Source organism: Pseudoduganella sp. GW821-FHT12E03 (assembly GCF_058807115.1).
In genome coordinates, this window is the sequence record NZ_JBXAQJ010000026.1 from 1 (window position 1) to 19,808 (window position 19,808).

10 protein-coding genes are annotated in these 19,808 nt (G+C 63.6%); 3 read left to right on the forward strand and 7 right to left on the reverse strand.

What is annotated here, in order from left to right; translation table 11 throughout:
- The first annotated feature begins 582 nt into the window (after nucleotides 1-582).
- From AC1RRC_RS32820 to AC1RRC_RS32830, 3 genes are all read left to right on the forward strand, one after another.
- Nucleotides 583-3,315 (forward strand): HEAT repeat domain-containing protein, encoded by a 2,733-nt coding sequence (locus AC1RRC_RS32820; protein ID WP_493060103.1) that lies wholly within the window; start codon nucleotides 583-585, stop codon nucleotides 3,313-3,315.
- A complete protein-coding gene (locus AC1RRC_RS32825; RefSeq protein ID WP_493060104.1) occupies nucleotides 3,312-4,961 on the forward strand; it encodes an SWIM zinc finger family protein in 1,650 nt (549 codons plus the stop codon). The genes AC1RRC_RS32820 and AC1RRC_RS32825 overlap by 4 nt, the downstream gene beginning before the upstream one ends.
- A gap of 277 nt (nucleotides 4,962-5,238) precedes the next feature.
- Entirely contained in the window at nucleotides 5,239-7,131 is a 1,893-nt protein-coding gene (locus AC1RRC_RS32830; protein WP_493060106.1) for a reverse transcriptase family protein, read from the forward strand.
- On the opposite strand, the gene AC1RRC_RS32835 is transcribed toward AC1RRC_RS32830, so the two are convergent.
- The 7 genes from AC1RRC_RS32835 to AC1RRC_RS32865 all read right to left on the reverse strand — a co-directional run bounded on the left by AC1RRC_RS32835 (nucleotide 7,132) and on the right by AC1RRC_RS32865 (nucleotide 19,625).
- Nucleotides 7,132-7,839, reverse strand: a complete 708-nt coding sequence (locus AC1RRC_RS32835) for a YfaP family protein (RefSeq protein WP_493060107.1) — start codon at nucleotides 7,837-7,839, stop codon at nucleotides 7,132-7,134.
- Nucleotides 7,840-7,895: 56 nt separating this feature from the next.
- Nucleotides 7,896-8,684 (reverse strand): YfaP family protein, encoded by a 789-nt coding sequence (locus tag AC1RRC_RS32840; RefSeq protein ID WP_493060108.1) that lies wholly within the window; start codon nucleotides 8,682-8,684, stop codon nucleotides 7,896-7,898.
- Entirely contained in the window at nucleotides 8,681-10,384 is a 1,704-nt protein-coding gene (locus AC1RRC_RS32845) for a DUF2300 domain-containing protein (protein ID WP_493060109.1), read from the reverse strand. The genes AC1RRC_RS32840 and AC1RRC_RS32845 overlap by 4 nt, the downstream gene beginning before the upstream one ends.
- Nucleotides 10,384-14,901, reverse strand: a complete 4,518-nt coding sequence (locus AC1RRC_RS32850) for an alpha-2-macroglobulin family protein (protein ID WP_493060110.1) — start codon at nucleotides 14,899-14,901, stop codon at nucleotides 10,384-10,386. The genes AC1RRC_RS32845 and AC1RRC_RS32850 overlap by 1 nt, the downstream gene beginning before the upstream one ends.
- A 29-nt stretch (nucleotides 14,902-14,930) precedes the next feature.
- Nucleotides 14,931-15,611: a DUF1175 family protein gene (locus tag AC1RRC_RS32855; RefSeq protein WP_493060115.1), complete on the reverse strand. Its 681-nt coding sequence runs from the start codon at nucleotides 15,609-15,611 to the stop codon at nucleotides 14,931-14,933.
- A gap of 8 nt (nucleotides 15,612-15,619) precedes the next feature.
- On the reverse strand, nucleotides 15,620-17,212 hold the full coding sequence (locus tag AC1RRC_RS32860; RefSeq protein ID WP_493060111.1) for a DUF2138 family protein: 1,593 nt from the start codon (nucleotides 17,210-17,212) through the stop codon (nucleotides 15,620-15,622).
- A gap of 70 nt (nucleotides 17,213-17,282) precedes the next feature.
- The gene (locus AC1RRC_RS32865; protein ID WP_493060114.1) at nucleotides 17,283-19,625 is read right to left on the reverse strand and encodes a penicillin acylase family protein; all 2,343 of its coding nucleotides are present in this window, start codon (nucleotides 19,623-19,625) and stop codon (nucleotides 17,283-17,285) included.
- Between the last annotated feature and the right edge of the window lie 183 nt (nucleotides 19,626-19,808).

Consider the following 19,808-nt stretch of genomic DNA (forward strand, 5'->3'; position numbering starts at 1 on the left):
TTTTGTTCGTCAGCAGCAGAGAAGCGAGATTATCTAGTGTTTCGTGATTCTCGTCAACCCCTTGATTCGCTTCGCTGCTTCGTTTCAAACCGTCGCAGCGCTGCGGGGACAGAACTATAGCAAAGCAGCACTGCAGCTGGCAAGGGGGCTTTTAATTGAATTATTTACAAGCCGCCATCAGTTGGATAACATCCACTTGTCAAATAAACAAACCCCACCTGGAGAACTGAGCCGGTGAAACTGGTCCGAAATTGCAGCCTGGTTCGCAGGCAAACACGCGCGGTAATTCACTGTGAAATCGAATTATGCGCAGCGGACGGCATTCCAGAGCGCTACATCGTCAATCTCCGCCAAGGCCGTATTGGTGAATGGCGTGAAAGTACCCGCACACCGCAACCGGTCGACTTGCCCACGGCGGAATCACTGTACACACAGGCATTGGCCGACCGCTCTGCCCAGGGGTTTGTAAACCGGGATGCCGACACTTCCTCTCCGCAGTCCATTGCCGCCATCGCGTCCCCGAGAGCGGCGGCCGCCGATTCCCAATCCGCTTTCGCCGCCGCCCCATTCCTGCTCCAGCGCTTGCAACCAGTCAGCTGGAAACAGCTAACGCAGCGCCAGCGCAGCCGCACCATCTGGCGCATCGGCGAATTGCGATTGCGCACAGCGGTCCCCGCGCTGGTTGACTTGATCCAGCGGGCCGACGCCATGCAGGATTACTGCCTGGCCTGGACGATCGGCCGCTGCGGCGACCGGGGCGCCCTGATCGCCATGCAGGAGTTGCGCGCACGCAGCCCGCACGATGCGGTAAGGCGCATGGCCCATCAAGCATGGCTGATGCTGGCGGACGATACCGCGTTGGCCGGCCATGCCGATGCGCTGATCGCCGCCTGGCCGGAAACCGTGCGCGTAGCCTGGGCTGATCAAAATGAAAGCGCCCTGCTGGCAATGGCGGCAGGCGACGATGAATGGCTCGTGCTGCAAAAGTCCGACTGGCTGGAACAGCTTTACCAAGTCAGCCTGGTCCAGCCGCTGGCGCGCCGCATACTGCTCACTCACATGCGGGCCATGCGCCTGCGCCCCGGTACATTCCGCGCCGTGCGCCGCATTTACAAGGCGGCTGAAATGCATTCGGATGGCGAGCTTTTCGGCTTGCTGCACCGCCGCTTTGAACTGTCGCCGCATACCACGTCGGACCGCATGGTCAGCGTGCGCCGCACCTGGGTACCCTATGCGCAAGCAGCCGCGCTCCCCGACAGCGCCGTCGCCTACAGCAGCCGCACGCGCGACTACCTGCGCCGGCGCGGCTGGCGCATGCTGCGACGGATGGCGGAAGACGGCGACCCTGCCTACATCACAATGGCGCTGGGAGCGCTCGACGCCATGGATGACAGCGACGCGGGCGAACCATCCACGCGGAACGGGCGCGCCTATGACCCCTATAGCCGCTGGCTGCTGTTCAACCGCATGCTGCGTGCGAGGGGGCCGTGGTGCAGCAACCGCCTCGGCACCAGTTGGTATCAGCAGCGCACCATCCTGCCTGACGGCCAGCGCCATGAAGCCTATCCCGAACTGTGGGACGCCCATCCGGATGCCCTGCATTACCTGATGCGGCAAAGCCGCTGCAGCGGCGTGCACGAATTTGCCGCCCGCGCACTGCTTGATAATACGGCCTACTGCGCCCAGTTGCCCATGCCGGCGCTGCGCGAATTGCTGTCCAGCCCTTACGCGGCAACCGCGCGCTTTGCCTTCCTGGCAGCGCGGCGCCGGTTTGAACCCGGCGTGCCGCCCAGCGAGTGGCTGCTGCTGTTCATCCAGTCAGCGCTGAAAGAGGCGGTCGACTATGTGCTCGACCTGATCACCAACGATCCGGGCCATTTCGCGGAGGATGCGCTGCTGGCGGCCGCCATCGCGTGTTGTTCCCTGCCCGCCGCACGGCGCCATGCACGCATGCTGTGCCAGTGCGCGCTGCCATTTCCCGGCACGCCGGAAAAAACCGTGTGGCACATCATTGACTGGCTGGCCAATTGCGGAGACCTCGATGACGCGGAACAGCAGGTTCCCGCCATTTGCGCCGACCTCGCATGGCTGCTGGAGAACCCGCTGCACGCCGCCGCTGCCAACGCACCCTATGACGACTTGCTGCCGCTGTTGTCGCACCGCCTTGCGGCGGTCCGCGCACTGGCTTGCCAGTGGCTGCCACTGCATACGGCGCCCATCGCCATGCTACCCGGCCCGGTATTGGCCGCGCTGCTGCGCGATCCCGATGCCGCGGTGCGCGCCCAGGCGGTAACGCTGTTCGGTATGCTGCCGGACCACGTCCTGAGTGCGCAAGCCAATCTGGCAGGCGTGTTTGCCACCAGTCCCGATGCCAGCGTACGGCGCGCCGTCGATGTCATGGTCCAGCGCATCGCGCCGGCCGATGCCGCGTTCCGCGATGCGCTACTGGCCGTTCTGCTCGACAGCCTGTTCCGTACCGAGAGCGGCGACGGCGCCCATGCCGATGCGCTGGCGTGGATTGGCGGCCCGCTGCGGGCCGCGCCGGAACTGGCCGATCCCGCGCTGATTCAACGCCTGCTGGCGGCGCGCGGCAAAGGCGCCCAGCAACTGGGGGCGCTGCTGTTGCCGCACTTTGATGCGCGGCGATTTGGAGTTCCCGCATGGGCATCCTTTGGTCGCAATCCTGTCGCCAGCGTACGGCAATGGGCCTATGCCGCATTCCGTGCCCACCCGGATCTTGCGCGCGTCCACCTGGAAGATGCGCTGCGCCTGTTCGACAGCCGTTTCGACGACACACGCGAGTTCGCCGCCACCTATTTCGCTGACATTTGCGGCAGTGGCGACTGGACACCGCTGCTGCTGGTCAGCCTGTGCGACCATCCGGAGCCGGTGGCCCAGCGCTTCGGCCGCGCCATGATTACCGCGCATTTCGATGTGGCCGACATCACCGACACCATGGCAAAACTGAGCCAGCACCCATCGGCCAACATGCAACTGTTTGTCAGCAACTGGCTGGAAAGCGCGAGCGCGGGCGACGTGGGCAAATTGCAGCGGCTTGAGCCCTATTTCCTGTCCGTGCTGTCGCAAGTCAACCGGGGCCGGATCGTCAAGGGCCGCGTGCAAGCCTTCCTGCGCGAGCAGGCCGCACTGTCGGAAGACATCGCCGCCTTCGTCGCGCGCCTGTTTGCACGCCAGGTCGTGACCGTCGCCATCGCCGACAAAGCGCAATACATCGAAGGCTTGCGCATGATCCAGCAGCGCTACCCTAACCTGCCTGCCGTCATGACCATCCACGCGCCGCGGAAAACATCATGAGATTCCAGTACCGCTATTACGGTGAATCCGCCGTCACCAGCAGCGCATCCTCAACGGATATGCGCTTTGCGCCCGATACCTTGCGCGCTCCCACGCATTTCACCGGAGAGCTGAACCGCCACCTGCCATTCCGCGAAGCGATATCGGCTCTGCACGACGTGGTGGTGGCCGACCAGCGCTACCAGGCGCCGGACAAGAGCGCCTACAAAGCTTGGGCGGCGGAGAACGAAACCATGCAGTTGGCCCAGTTCCAGACCCGGGCCACCGACTTGCGCCTCAAGCTGGCGCCGCTGCAGGATGAATTGCGCGACCTGCGCAGCCGCAAGGAAAGCCTGATGCGCCCGTTCCATGCGGCGCGCCAGAGCTACTTCAATTACCTGTACCAGGCCAACCGCGAATTGTGGGTTGTGCTGGACCCGGTCATCACCGTGCATCCGGACCGCATTTTCTTTGAATGTTTCAGCCGCGATGAATCCAGCTACGCATCGCTCAGTTGCAGCCACAATATATTCGACCGCCTCGGCGATTTCGCCTGCGGCACCACCAACATCGATTATTCAGAAAGCCTGTATAGCGAATTCCAAAAAATCCGCGACTATAAAACCACGCGGCTGGCGATCGACCCTTCCGGTTTCCAGGTCAGCACGGCTGGCGACCCTGCCTTCATCGAAGAAAAGATCGATGTGCCGGACAGCTGGGTGCGCGGTTTCCTGCAAGTGAGCAGTGCGATGAATTTGCCGGCGCGCCGTTTCGACCTGCATCCGATGGACATTCACAACCTGTGCCTGCACCTGCGCCGCAAGAAAGAGCGCGCCGGCCCCCGCTCAATCCGCTTCAAGCTGGCGCCGGGACAGCCGGTGCGCATGGTGTTCGAGCCATGGAATGAAGAAGTCATTTGCCGCCGTTCGATTTACCAGGGCGGTGCAATGGATGAAATCCGTGTTTGGGGACGGCGCCGCCTGCTGCTGCTCGAACGCCTGATCCCCGTGGCGCACAGTTTCACCGTGCACTTGATGGGCACCGGGCTGCCCAGTTTCTGGATCGCCAACCTGCCCGACATGCAACTGACGCTGGGCTTGTCCGGCTGGACCGCGAACGACTGGTCACGCGCGGGCCAGTTCGATTTGCTTGCTCCACGCGGCGATGTCGACAGCGCCAGCAAAGCCACCGTGTTCAGTGCACTGGGCAAACGCTGGTTCGCCACGGCGGATGAACTGTCGGCCGACACGGGCTTGTCGCGCACCGTGGTCGAGCGCGTGCTGACGCTGTACACGCAGGCGGGCCGCGTGATCTACGATTTGACACAAGGCGTCTACCGCCTGCGCGAACTGGCGCGCGAGCCGCTGCCGCTGGACACCTTGCGGTTTGCCAGCCCGCAGGAAGAAGATGCCGCAGCATTGCTGGCGCAGCGTGCTTTGCGCCGGGAAGCCGCAGTCGCCACCACGAATGGCGGCATCCTGTTGAGCGGCGTGGCCACGCAGGGACAACGGCACTACCAGGTATCGCTGCGTCTCGATACGGACGAGCGCATCGTCGGCGGCGAATGCCAGTGCAATCACTACACGCAAAACCGCCTGCGCTATGGACCTTGCGCCCACATGCTGGCATTGCGCATGGTGCAGGCCGCAGAGGGGCGCACGGCATGAGGACCGGTATGAAAACACAATCCGAAATGTTATACTCGTTGCAACAGGCACGGCAGGAAGGCTCTTGCAACCCGAACGGCGGATCGCCGTTCACGTACTCAGCCCTTCCCATGCGTCACTGGTACGCTCTTCACTGTGCCATACAGGCGCAGGTGGCGCAAGACGGTGCGGCTTTTCGAAAGCCCATTTGCGCCACCTGCGCCGTATGGCGTCGAGTGGAGCGCACCAGTCCGAGAGGCTCTTCGATGAATCTCCTGCCGTGCCTGGAGCTCCGCCCATGAGCGCTTCCGATACCTCCCCTCCGATCACTACCCGCGCCCAGTTAATGGAGCGCCTGCGCACGTCATCGCGTGAAGAAGTCGTCCTGGAAGAAATGCAGCGGCTCGGCTTCTGGCCCAGCGGCGGCAAGCAGCCTACGCCTGCCGAAGACATGGTGCGGCGCGAAGCGGAACTGAGTACCGCGCTGCGCCAATTGGGCAGCGAACTGCAGTTGCTGGGCGATCCGGTGCAGGCGCTGAAGCAGATGCGCAAGGAACGGCTAGCCAAAGCGCGGGCCAAACGCGAAGAAACCAGGCAACGGCGCGCCCGCGAACGTTTCGAGCGCGCCACCGCCTGGCATCAGCGGCGCCAGCATGAATTACTCTACCTGGGCCAGGACGTCTCGGCCGGTTTGAATGCCGCGCACAGCGACGGCGACAAGCTGGCCCGCGCCGCACTGCCGCCCATGCACAATGCGCAAGACCTGGCGCAAGCCATGGGCTTATCGGTGCCGGAATTGCGCTTCCTGGCCTTTGACCGGCGCGTATCGCGCATCAGTCATTACCGCCGCTTCGCCATGCCAAAAAAAACCGGGGGTGAACGAATCATTTCGGCGCCGATGCCGCGCCTGAAACGGGCCCAATACTGGATCCTCGACAATGTATTGGCCCGCGTCCCTGTCCATGCGGCAGCCCATGGCTTCCGCAAACAGCGCTCCATCGTCACCAACGCCGCCCCCCACGTGGGCCAGGAAATCGTCATCAATCTCGACTTGAAGAACTTCTTCCCGTCGATCGGACTGCCACGCATCAAGGGCGTCTTTACACAAATCGGCTACAGCGAACAGGTTGCCGCCACCCTGGCGTTGCTGTGCACGGAAGCGCCAGCGGAAGAAGTCAGCGTCGATGGTGAGACATTCTTCGTGGCGTCGGGCGCGCGGGCGCTGCCGCAAGGCGCCCCCAGCAGCCCCGCGCTGACCAACATCCTGTGCCGCCGTCTCGACGCCCGCTTGCAGGGCTGCGCCGCCAAGCTGGGCTTCACTTATACGCGCTATGCGGACGACCTGACGTTTTCCGGCGGCGATGGCACGGGCAAGCTGGCGGGCAAGCTGCTGTGGCGCGCCAGGCAAATCGTGATCGACGAAGGCTTCACGCCACACCCGGAAAAACAGCATGTGATGCGCAGCGCGCAGCGCCAGTCCGTGACAGGGGTCGTCGTCAATCAAAAACCGGCCATCGAACGCGACACACTGCGCCGCTTCCGCGCCACCTTGTTCCAAGTGGAGAAAGACGGCCCGGCCGGCAAGCAATGGAATGGCAATACCAATGTCATCGATGCGCTGGAAGGGTATGCACTGTTTATCCACATGGTGGATGCCACCAAGGGTGCGCCATTGCTGCAGCGGGTGCGGGCGGCGCGAGCCCGCTGGGCGCAAACACCTGTGCCGTCCGCCGCCATGGCGCGCCGCTCGGCAGACTTCCGCGCCCTGTCGGCGCAGGGCAAGGCGCCATGGGATGGTTTCTGGCAGGCGCAAACGCCTGCCGCGCCCGTGCTGGAAAAAACCCAGCACCAGCTCAAAGAAGAACGGAATGCAAAACGGGAAGCCCGGCGCCCTGAGCACAAGACGCATGGCAGAGCGGATGCCCAGTCCGGGATACCGCGCATGCCGGCGGCCAGCCCCGCAACGGCATCCACTTCCCGCCGTCGCGGATATCTTGCAGGCCGTCCATGGAAAGCCATCGCGATACAGCTGTACCTTGCATGCGTCTTCAACGTCCAGGCGCACAGCGGCTTGCCGCTGCTGTGCGCACTGGTGCTGGCCGTGATGTCATGGCGCAGTTACGGCGCGGCGTGGTTGCGCTATGGGGGAGTCATGATGGCCGCCATATTGGCCGCCAACATCCTGCGCTGATCACGGGTAGATAAACGATTTCACCAGCGTCAGCTCCCCCGGCGCGCGCATCGGCACCTGGAATACCTGCCGCTTTTCGCGTGGCGTATTTTCGTTCGTGATCACCGCCACCTGGGCGATCGTCAGCGCGCGACCGTCACCGCCGCTGCCGTAGTAATTGACATAGACGTGGTACAAGCCGCGCGGCGGCGCGGCACTGGAAAAGATTTCCGGCCCATAGCCCGTGGTGACGTCGACATCGATGGCGCCACCATTTTTCATGACCCGGTTGCCATACCACGCATGCCCGCCATCCGGCGCCAGCACGTGCAAGTCCAGATCGGTGCCGGGACTGTCCCAGGACAGCACCACGCGCAGCCGCGCCTGCGTCTTGCCCTGGTAACCATCAAAAAACTGCGCGCGGGCGCGGCCCTTACCATCCGGCGAACGCACTTCCACATTGTTCGAGCCGCTGCCAAATCCGTAGGGCCGCCCAAAGCTGCCATCGGGCTGTACTTCCAGCGGCATCGGCACGCCATTAACAATCAGGGTGGCCGGCTTTTGTTTCACCGCGCCGTGTATGCGGCCCCGTATCTGCGCACTGCCGGCCTGCCCCGGCTGCATCGAGACGGCGTTCGCCGGGTAATTGACGTCCTGCGTATATTCTTCGCGCGCACCGGCGGAATGCCGCCAGCCCCCGGTGGGCGCGTCCAGCGTCACCTGTGCCATGGTAGTTGGCGCCAGTGCCAATAACAGCAAACCTGAACAGTATGGTTTCATGAACTTTAAAATTTGAACGTCTTTACCAGCGTCAGTTCGCCGATCCTGCGCAGCGGTATGACAAAGCTTTCGCGCCGCTCTTTGACCGTGTTTTCATTGAAGACCAGCGTGATGCGCGACGTGATGATCGGCCGTTGCCGCGTCGCTTCATCAAAGTGGTAGCCGTCGCCGCCGAAGTTGCCCCAATAGTTGATCCACACCTGGTACAAGCCACGCTGCGGCGACGTCATCGTGAAATTTTCCGGTCCCGGACCATCAACCGTGTCGCCATCGAGTCCCCCGCCATTGGTCAGCGCCGGGTGCGCCCAGAATGCATGCTGGCCATCCGGCGTCACGATGTGCAGATCGACTTCCGCCTGGTTGTCGTCCCACGCGGCAATCACGCGGATCACAGGCTGGGGCTTGCTGCGGTCCGCTTCATAGAACTGCACCCGTTTCAGCGATTTGCCATCCGGCGTGCGCACTTCCACGCTGTTCGATCCGGAACCAAACGCATAGGCGCGCGCATAGCGGCCATCCTCATCGGTGTACAGCGGCGTGGGATTGCCGTTCACCACCAGCGTGTGGAACGGGCGCTTTTTCCCGGCCTTGCCCAGGTTCCCCTCGATCATGCGGCGCCCGCGCTGTGCGCCACGGTCGATCAGGTTGTACGGGTAATTGACGGCCAGTTCACTGGATTTGTCGACCAGGCCCGCGCGGTTCCAGCCGCCGCCAGGCGCCTCCAATGCATTGGCGTCCTGTGCCATGGCCGGCACGCCGGCCATGGCCAGTATCAAAAGGAACGATGGCTTCATGGCGCCTCCAGTTTTAAATCCGTGAGCCGGCGCGCCAGCCGTTCCACGTAATCTTCATCCTGTCCGCGCGGATGGCGGCGCAAGCCCAGGTGCAGGTATTCATGCGCCAGCGTGATGCGGTCTTCGCGCGTCGCCAGCGGGCGCATGAAAATGCGGTTACGCGTCTGTTCGGAATACGGTGCGCCGGACGCCAGCGCGCAGACGGCGGGCAAGTTCGCGGGCGCTTCATACCCCGCCTCTTGCCGCAGCACGCGCTGCCAGCGTGGCAATTCACGCTCCAGCCACGCTTCATTTTGCGCCAGCCGCATGCAGCGCGTACCGCTGTTGCCGGCGGCGGCCAGCACGCCATGCGGATACGCATCGGCCAGCACTTCGTCAAAGGATTTGCCTTGCCGCGCCAGCGACACTGCCCGCGTCCACGCCAGCGTATCGGTGGACGGTGTGTCGCGGTGATAACGCACCGGCGCGCCGTCGATCACCAGCTGGTCGGTCCAGCGCGCGGCGGCCAGGGCGGCGGCGCTGGCCGGATTGGGGCTGACCCGCTGCGTGGCGCTGCTGTCGGCAATTTGCTGGCAACCCGCCACTTGCCGCGCATTTTGCTGCAAATAGCTGCGCGCGGCGACCGCCAGCGCCCGCGCGGCTTCCTGCGGTTCCGCACCGGCTTCGCGGTCGATCACGCGCGCCACATATTCATTCACGCCAAAACGGCCCCGCAACTTCAGGCGGCCATCCGGTTCTTTTTCCAGCACCATGTCGCCCGCGCTGCGGAAAGCCAGCGCCTGACCATTGTCGAATGTCACGCGGTAGCGTCCATGCAGCGGCCCTGGCGCAACGGAACCGTCATCGCCGCGCACCGCGCGCAGCGGATAGCGGGCGAAATAGTCCACCATCACGCAGCCGCTGTCGTCCGGCTCGGCCTGTGGCAAGGCCGCTGCCAGCTGCGGCGCCCAAGTGCGCAATACCGTGCTGCTGGTGCCTTGCCCGGCAAACCAGACCGGCGTGCCATCGGCCAGCCAGCCGGCGCCGCCGCCCAGGCGCTCCTTTCCTTCGTGCCAAGAGAACGTCTTGATGCGCACGCGGCTGCCAAACCAGCGCACGGCATCCGCGCCGCGCCCATCGAGCACCACGCGCAACAAGGCACTCTCCGCCTCCGCGCGGCCGGCCGGCGGAATGCTGGCCAACACGCGCAACAGGCTGTCGAGCCGCACCAGCCGTTCCGGGGTCAGTTGCGATGGCGCCGCCAGCCATGCGGTATCGCCGCCTGGCGCGGCGCCGAGGCGCTGGGTCCAGTAAGTACGCCAGGGGGCGACGGACAGCACCAGCCGGGCCGGCGCAAAGAACAGGCCGCACGATTGCGCCAGCGCCGCGTCACGGTTGACCGCCTGCCCCGCGTCACAGCAATACACTTCCTCGGGGTCGCGTCCCGTGCAGCGGTAGTCCGGCAGCGGCGTTTTGGTCTCCACCGCATACAGGTAGACAAACAGCTTCCACAGGCTGCCCAGCGGCACCATGCGGCTGCCATCGAACGATGGCGGCGCCGCCCCGCCATGACGCAATTGCGTGACCGTGATGTCGCCCCCCTTCCACCACGCGGCATCCAGGCTGGCGGCGGCGCATGGCACGGCCGTGGCCACCGCCATGGCGGCGCCCAGCAAGGCCGGCAGCAGCTTGGGCAGCAACGTTGGCCGCGACGTCGTCATCACTCGACCTTCAGCGCACGCGTGGTTTTGCCGTCGCCCTCAAAGGCTTTTTGCTCCGGCTGGTACATGCGGTGGAAACGCGCGGGCGGCAGCACGTAACTGCCTTTCTGTGCAAAGCGCAGCAAATGGCGCACCGTGACATCGCCCTCGAGTGGTTCGATCGGGACCGCATACCCGTCACGCCGCTCGGCATGGCGCGTGCGCTCTAGCGGCGTGGGTGGATCGCCGGCCATGACAATGCCCCAGGTACTCGCTTCCACCACGGCGCCCGGCGGCAGCGCGACTTCCAGCAAGCCATAGCGGTGCTTGCTGCCGGCCGCGGGTTTCAGCGTGATTTCATCCATATACAGTTCGTCCGTGCGCAGCGCCTCGCCCGGCTTTACCAGTTCCGTCGTATAGCCCTTGTCGCCGCGCTTCATCCGCACGATGCGGCGTTCGATCGTGACGGGCAGTGACGGCGTTTCCGTGGCGCGGCTTTCGTATTGCACGACAGCCACCGTGCCGGCGGGCGCCGGCGTAGCAGCGGCAATCCGCAACTGGTCCGGCAGAACTTTCGCATCCGTCCAGCGCCAAACCTGCTGGCCGCCCCGGCTATCCACCTTTTGCCACGGACCTTCCAGCGCCAGCGCAGGCGGTTTGCCAAAGGCGCCGCCGCCGAGTTTTTTCTGCACCCACAGCAAAGTCATGGCGCGGTCCAGGGTCGGCATCTCGGCGCGTACGGACGACAACACACTGTCGGCCGCCGAAGCCGGCAATTCTCCGGCCAGCATCAACAGCGCCTGGGCCGCCGGCGCCGGCGATGCGCGCAGGGTTTTCCAGGCGCCCGCCACTTGCTGCTGCAGCGCGGCCGGCAAAGCGACATTGTTTTGCGCCGCCACTACGGACGCCAGCCCCAATGCCATGGCCTGGCTGTTGCGGTCATCGTGGGTGCCCAGCAGCAGGCTCGATGTGACAGCCTGCTGGCCGGCCTTGTCGCTCAGGGTCACGGCGGCGATATCGTCGACCAGGCCGGACACCAGTGTCTTCGTCGGCAAGCCCATGTCATTCGCCATCCACAGCACCAGTGCACGCTCGGCCAGCCCATCCTTCAAGCCATGCTCGGAATACACGGCCAGCACGTTATTCCAATGGTCGGCCGGCATGTCGATGCGCAGTGCGCGGGCCGCGTACCAATCCGCGTAATACGCATACGCCGTCATCAGTGCGCTGCCCTGGGTGGCGTTGCCCCACCAGCCAAAGACGGCTTTCGGTCCGGCCATGGACACCAGCCGCAAGCGCTGCGATTGCAAGGTGGCGGTCAGGCGGTCGCGCACGCCCGCAGCATCCGGGCCCAGGCTCTGGATCGCCATCGTCAGTGGAATCAGGCGGCTGGCGGTCTGCTCCACGCAACCGTACGGGAACTCAATCAAGTCATCGGCAATGCGGGCGAAGTGGCTGGCCGCGCCCTGTGCAAATGAAACGCGAATATTGCGCGCGTCCGCCGGCAGCTTCAGCGCAGTCTCGCCGCCCAGCGGCACTACCAGCGACCTGGGACTGTTCCAGGCAACGGGCAAAGCCTGCAGATTGGTGTCCAGCGCATCGACCAGCTTGCCATCCTGTTTGACTTCCAGCCGCATCATGCCGCTGCTGCCCGCCAACGGGAATTCCACGTAATTGACGCCGGGCTTCGCCGACAGTTTTTCGGCTTTGGGCTGAGCCCCGCCGGACAGGGTGACGTCCAGCTTTTGCTCCTTGTCGGTCTGGTTGAAGATGGCGAACGATGCGCGCGGCGCATCGCCCGTGCGCAGCCAGTCCGGCGCCGTCCACTTCGAATAGAACTGCTTGTCCGAGCGCAGGTAACCGGTGCGCTGTCCAACGCGGCCCTGCGCATCCATCGCGCGGCCGGTAATGCGCCACCGTGTCAGCGCATCGGGCATGGTGAAGGTGACGCGCGCACGGCCATCCGCATCGGTCTTCAAGGAAGGAGCCCACAGCGCCGTATCGATATTGTCGCGGCGCGGCCGCTCCAGCACTTTCACGCCGCGCTCGTTGTAATTGTGGCGTGCCGGCGCGCCACTGGTGCGGCCCTGCGCCATGTCATAACTGATGAACGACAGGCTGGCCGTGGTGCGTACATTATTGCGGCGCGGGTGATAGAAGAAATCGGCAATATCCGGCGCGATTTCCGGCTGCAGCACATAAATCATTTCATCGACCACGCCCAGCGCCACCAGGGTGGACAAGGGCTTGCCTTCCAGCGTGGCGGTTACGTCCAGAGTGACCTTTTCGCCGGGCTGGTAGACCTCTTTATCGGTCTTGAATTGCAGCGCAATGCGCGGCTCGATCACCAGCAGCCCCGCGTTTTCAAACACGAATTCACCGTTGCGGGTGTGGGCGACGGAGAACGTGATGTTGGGGCCATGCTCGTCCTTGACCGGGATGCGCACGCGCCACTGCGCCGGCGCCACCCGTACAGCCTTGTACCAGCTGGCGCCGCCATTGAGCAGCCCATGCTGTTCCACCTTGTCGCGCTCCAGGGTCAGCAACGCCTGGTCCACCGGATCGGAAAACGTGATCAGCGCTTCGGCCGTCTCGCCAGCCCGGTATTGCGCGCGGTCCAGCACGATCTCGATACTGCCCGGCGAGGTTTTCACGCCATCGCCGCTGACCCAGTGGCTGGCCGCCGCCAGCAAGTTGCCCTTGTCATCGCGCAGCGCCAGCTGGTAAGAACCGGACGTGGGGAACGTCACATCCCAGCCCTTGGCGTTCGGGTCAAACGCGCCATTGGTTTTGGTTTGCTTTTCCAGCTGCACCAGTTCCCAGCGCACCGGACGCACCGTGGCCTGGCCATCGGGAATCAAGTCGAAATGCACGGCCTGGCCCGGGTCGGAAAACTGGCGCGCGGCTTTCAGCTGGTAGCTGGTGGCGGAGCGCTCGATCATCAGCTCGCGCGTGGCTTTCACGCGGTATGCGGCGCCATCGGTGGCCAGCACGGTCAGGATGTAGCGGGATGGATCGCTTGCCGGCGGCAGGGTAAACGCGGCATTGCCGCTGCCGTCGGTTTTCAACTCTTCGGTCTTCAACTCGATCGGGAACAGGCCGCCATAACGCAGTTCGCCTTCCACCATGGTGTTTTGCTGGCCCCGCACGGTCAGCGACAGGGTCGCGTTTTTCACGGGTTTGCCATCCGGGTAGCGCAGCGCGATCGTGCCGCTGACATTTTCACCGGTTTTGAATTCCGCCTTCGACGGCACGACATTGATTTCGAAATGCGGCTTCACATATTCAGCGACGCGGAATGCCGCGCCATAAATGCCGTCGCGATACGTGAAGCGCAATTCATAGCCACCGGCCGTGGCTTGCTCCGGCAGGCGGAAACGTGTCTCCGTACCGGTGTCGCCGGACAGTTGCAGCGCCTGCGTCAGCAACGGCGTGCCGTTCGGGTCATACACGGTCAGTGCCAGCGGCGCGGCCATCGCGGCTTGCGACACGCGCGCGGACTTGAATTCACGGCCCAGGAATTTCACGTTGACTTCATCGCCGGGACGGTACAGCGGGCGGTCCGTTACCGCGTACAGCTTGGTGTTATAGATTTCGCTGTCATAGTAGAAATTTTCGGACACGAACACGCCGCCGTCGCGGTCTTCGCCCAGTACATAGGTATGTTCCGGGCTGCCCCTCTCCATGATGGCCACGCCATCATTACCGGATTTCGCCGATTGCAGCACACCGGTGCCGTCGGTCCACGCGATACTGGCGCCCTGCACCGCCGCGCCATTGTCGCGGCGCGCCGTCCACACCAGCATCTGGCCGGACGACACCTTGGTGACCGCCATCGTGTCCGACACAAACACCAGCGTGGTCGCGCGGTGTTCGCCAATAATGGCTTCCACCAGGTACAGCCCCGGCTTGCGCTTGCCGACCGGGATCATCACATTGCCGCTGCCCGGCTGGATAAAGTCGCTGCTGGAACCATCGAGCTTGACACCCTTGGGCGGCTCTATCTGTTTTGCCTGCCAGATCGGATAGCGGAAACTGTCCACCATCTCGTAGCCCTTGAGGGGTTTGTATTGCGGGTGGTTGGCAAATACCGTCGGACGGCGCAGCGCTTCGCCATTGGTGGCCAGTTTCGGCTGTTCCTGCGTGACGGCGCGGCGCGCTTCAGTGGAAAAGATCTTGCGCCAGGCGAGGCGCGCCTGCTTCCACCAGCTGTCCCACAGGAAGCTCAGCGTGTTGGCCAACCCTTCGCCCTGGTAATTACCCTCGACCTGGATACGGTGCAGGTTGCGCTGTTTTTTCAGGAATTCCAGCGGTTCCGGCACGCGGTACACCACGATGTCGACACCGGAATACGCTTCCGTATTCAGGCGCCCCATGTCACGGCCCGGCACTTCCAGCCGCACCCTGGCCTCATCCTTGCTGCCATAGCCCGCATCGGAGAGCAGGAAGAATGGTTCGCCCTTGAATTGCGTGTAGTTACTTGGTTCGCCGCTCGCATCCTGCGCGAAAGCGCGGCCCGCCGGCGCAAGCGCCAGCAAAGCGATCAGCCAAAGCGCGCGCCACAGCTTCAGGACAGAAACGACAGCCGGAAAATACCGGCGAAATTGGGATTGCTGGCCACTGGTTGCCACCGTGTGTCCTTCCATGTCATCAAGTGTTTGATATCGACGGCCCGCAAGCCATTGTCGTCGGGTGCCACGGCGCCGGTGTGGTACGCAATGCGTGCGCCCATCCACACCATCAAATGCTGTTCCGCGCCCTGGTCAAAAAACAGCAAATCGCCGGCTTGCGCCTGGCTCACTTCACGTGCGATAAACCGGCTGTTGTGCTGCACCAGCGCCAGGGCCGTGACGAAGTGGCCGACCTGGCCACCGGTCTGCACCCAGCGGTTGCGCAGCGCCGCCTGTTCGGCATTCAATTCCAGCTCGGGCGGCAGCCGCCGGTCCGTGGTAATACCATTGGCGCGCAGCCACTTCGCATCATGTGCGCTGAGCGCTTCATTGACGGCAAAACGCACCAGGCCGGCGCAATCGCGGTGCTGCCAGCGCGGTGTCGGGCCCCGTTCCAGCTGGGCGTTAATGATGCGCAGCATCCACGCCTGGAATGCACGCGACTGCGCCTGCGACAGGCGGACCTGCTGCTGCGCGGGGCCCTTCAACGCATAGGCGCGTGGCGCCGCAGCGGCCGCCCCTGCGGCAACGGCGACACGCAATACCGAGCACAGTGCCGCGCGCCGGTTCATTGCCATCATGGCGGTCATTGCGTTATGGCTTGCCATTCCAGCGGTTGCCATGCCATACCAGAGCCCGGCACGGATTTCAGCACCATGCGGTACGCCGGGTACTTCTTCAACGCATCCAGGCGCGGCACCAGGTGTTCATCGGCAGCCGTGCGCAATACCGGTTCCTGGTTGGCCGGCAAGGTGGCGAACGCTTCCTTCTGGATCAATTGCGCCAGCGATGCGGGGGCAATCAGGCCGACCGTGCGGCCGGGATCCGGCATGCGGTCCGCCGCGGCGGGCGCCTGTTTGCGCTTGACCGCCAGCACCTGGTCCACCAGCCGCGCATCGGCGGAAAACACCACCGTGTTGCCCGCCACCGCCAGGGTTGGCGTGGTGTCGCCCAGTTTGGTGGATACGGTGCGTTGCCAGCGCACGGCGCCGCCTTTCGCCTGGGTCTTTTCCACCTGGCCGCCGCCGCCCACGGCAACGTCGAACAGGCTGCCGAACAAGGCTTCGGCGCCTTTCCCATCCCCTGCGCGGCTGGCGATGAACACCGGCGTATGCAGCCGCGAATTGCCATACCAGCACGCCGCCACCGGCCCGGCCAATTGCTCCGCCAGCGGTTGCACCGGTTCGCTGGCCTTGCGGCCAACCCGCTTCAATACCGGCTGCATCGCGGCCCAATCGGCGGGCACGGTAAAGCAGCCACCCGGATTGTGCGGCAACGCGGGCCACAGCGCGGCGCTGTCGTAACCGCCTTTGGCCAGTTTGGCGCCATCGATCAGTATTTGCGAACGCCATGCGCCTTTGCTGAAATCGAAGCGCAACGCTTGCAGCGCGCCAAAGAAAGGCTGGTAGCCAAACGACAGGAAGTCGGCCTTGACAGCAATGCTGTGCCCTTCGGCCGGGGCTTTATCGAAGTGGAATTGCTCATGGAACGGGCGCTGTTTACCGGCCGACGATGCCAGCAAACCCGACACCACGCCGGCCGCCGTGCTGTCTGCCCGCGTGCCGTCCTTGCCGCCATACAGCATGCCGGGATGGGACAGGATCACCATCCGTTCGCCATGGGCGGCCAGCAGCATGGTGCGGCCATAGGCATAACTGAGTGCATAGACTTGCACGGTATCGCCATCGACCCGCAAGCCGCCGGCGATCTTTAACTGCGTATCCTTGAGCGCGACCTTGCCCGCTTCTTCCAGCAGGCGCGTGAGCTGGCTGCGCGAGACGGCAATCGCGAAGTGCTTCAGCGAACCGTCGCCATCGCGCCACAGCGCCACTTCCGCAGGCTGGTCCAGCACCATGCGGATCAGTTGATCGCCCCATCCCAATTCATGTTCATAGGCGATGCGGCGCAGCGTTCCCTTCAAGCCCAGGCGGTCTTCGCTTTGCTCGTAATAAAACAGGAAATCTTCGCGCAACACATCGCGCGCCAGGGGGATGGTCAGCAAGTCGCGCGGCAATGCGGACAGGCTGCGGGTGACGATCAGCGCATCAGGCTTGGCCAGGTCGAGGTTCAAGCTGTTCACAGGACTCATCAAGTCCCACCCCATGGTGCGGTAGCCAACCAGCGCGGCCGCGCCGACGGCCACCACCGCAAGAGCCTTACCCAGCGTCGCTTTCTTCATGGGGAACCTGAACGATTGCCATTAAAGTTAGCAATATATCATGCACCCCATGGTTACTGAAAAGGAATAATTACTTGTCAGTCAGTACCTTCCGTGCATAAGCCGGGTCGTTGCGGATCTCGCTTTCCGAGAAGGGCAGCTTCACCAGTTTTTTGCGCGAAAACAGCGGCAACTGGTCGTCGTAATACGGCGATTTGGGATCGACCGACTGGCCATAGGGCAGCAAGCCCCGTGCGACAGGGCCGTCGCGGTCGAAGCCGACCACCTGGATATATGCGGCGCCCCATTTGACGTTGCGGTAGCCCGACGGCGTCAGGTCGCCTTGCATGAACATCGTGTTATAGACGCCGTCCGTGTCACCCAGGCCGCCGTGCAGCGCATGGCGTTTGCCGTTGCGCGTCTCGGTCTGGTAATCGCCAAGGCGGCCATACAGCGGCACATTTTGCGCATTCAGCTTGGCCACGGCGGTGCGCAACGCATCGAGCAGGGCCGGCTTGGCGGCAACCGCGACGCCGCGCGGCGTGTTGACCGGATCGGCGGGATCGAACGGGACGGCCCACTTGTCCGGCACCGCGGCGGCGGCATTCCAGAATTCGCGGAACAGCACCGCGCCGCGGCTGTCGATATCGGCCTTGCGGTCCCACATTCTCAGCACGGCGCATGCCAGCAGCAGGTCACGGTCATTGGACGCCAGGCAGGCCGGGATCAATTCAGGCAACACCAGTTCCGCCGCATGGACCCGGTTGCTGAACAACAGGTCTTCCAGGTCATGCATGTTCAAATGGCGTTCGCTGGCCAGCGCCTGCTCGAGCTGCTTGAAGCCAATCCGGGTGCGCAGGGTCTGTTCGACACCGGGCGAGCCATACAGCGGCGAATAGCCAAATGGCGCGGGGCCCATCAGGGGGGCGCGCACATTGGCCAGCCAGTACGCATCGTTGGAATTACCGACATAGTCTTCGCGCTCCTGGGTCGGCATATTGGTGGCGCCAAAAACGCCGCCGGCTGCGCCGTCATCCTGGCCCCATGCGCAAGCGCTGCGGGTACCGTCAAATCCCAGCAGTGCCGGCACCACGAAACAGTTCGACGCGAATTTGTCCGCGCCCATGTGGGGGACGCGGCTGGCATCCATGTACAGCGTGCCGCCATCGCGGTCGGCAGCGATGGTGTTCACCCATGGCAGTGCTCCCACACTGGACAGGCTGGCTTTCGCGGCGTCGACATTCCCTGCCTGGCCCAGCGACAGCCATTGTTCCAGCATGCGGGTGCCATTGCGGTTGGCGTCCCCCAGCGCGAAGGCGCGCTCACTGGTCCAGCCGATTCCCGCTGCGGGATTGACGAAGACCGCGCCGTGCCGGGTGGAGTAAAACGTTTTTTGCTTCGGCCGCAGCGTGCCGTCGGCCTGCAGCACATCGATGGAGACCGTGCGCGGCGTCATTTTCACGGGAGCGCCATCGTAGTAGTACGTGGTGCCGGTGGGGTCGGAGGGATCCAGCGCGAGTGCGAATGTGGTGAAGTGGATGGCCTTGGTGACGGTATGGGTCCACGCCAGATCCTGGTTAAAGCCGATCATCACGACGGGCAAGCCAGCCAACGAGGCACCCATGACATCGTATTTGCCCGGCACCGTCAGGTGCAGCTGATACATGCGCTCCGAGCTGCTCCACGGATAGTGCGGATTACCCAGCAACAGGCCACGGCCATTGGCGCTGGCATCGCGGCCCACGGCCAGGCCGTTGCTGCCGATGCCTGCCGGCAGGCCGGTCGGCATTTTCATTACCGCGGGCGGCATGGATTTCGCGAGCGTCGCCGGCGCGCCCGGATCTCGCGCGGCGCCAACGATACCGGCGGCAAAGACGTCGCCCGTCGCGTGCAGGGCTTTTTCCTCCACCAAGCGGTACATGTCGTCGACCGTGATGGATTTGACCCACGCGGCATTGCGGCACGCGTTCGGCAGTTTTTTCTGGTGGTCGTTCAGGTAGCGGTTGTACCCCTCCACATAGCCAGCCAGCACATCCCGGATTTCCTGTTTGCCTGCCGCATAGCCGGCACGCAGCTGGTCCAGATCGACATAACCCTTGTAGTAGAAGTCGCTTTGTTCGTTGGTCAGGTCGATGTAGCCGTTGGCGATGCCGTATTCGCCGTTTTTCGGCCGGGTGGTCTGCGCATCCGGTCCGAAGTAGCGGGAACGTTCGCCCCGCACCGTGAGGAAGGTATCTGCCAGCATGCAGACGTTATCCTGCGCATAGGCGTAAGCCACGCCATAACCGAGACTGCGGAAATCATTGGCTTTGACATGCACGACACCGTAACTGGTGCGTGCGACTTCCGTGCGGATTTTTTCTTTTACTAGTTCAGCTGCCGTACCTGATGCAGCCATGGATGCCAATAAGCAGCCCAGCGCGTATGCCTTCATACCTCTCCTTTTTGTTTTTTAGATAATTATCAAAACAAAAACAGAGTAACATTGACAACGCACCGCACAAAGCAAAAAACCCCACCAAAATCAAATTTGGTGGGGTTTTTCTAAATAACTAGCCTGACGATAACCTACTTTCACACTGGTTGCAGCACTATCATCGGCGCAAAGTCGTTTCAC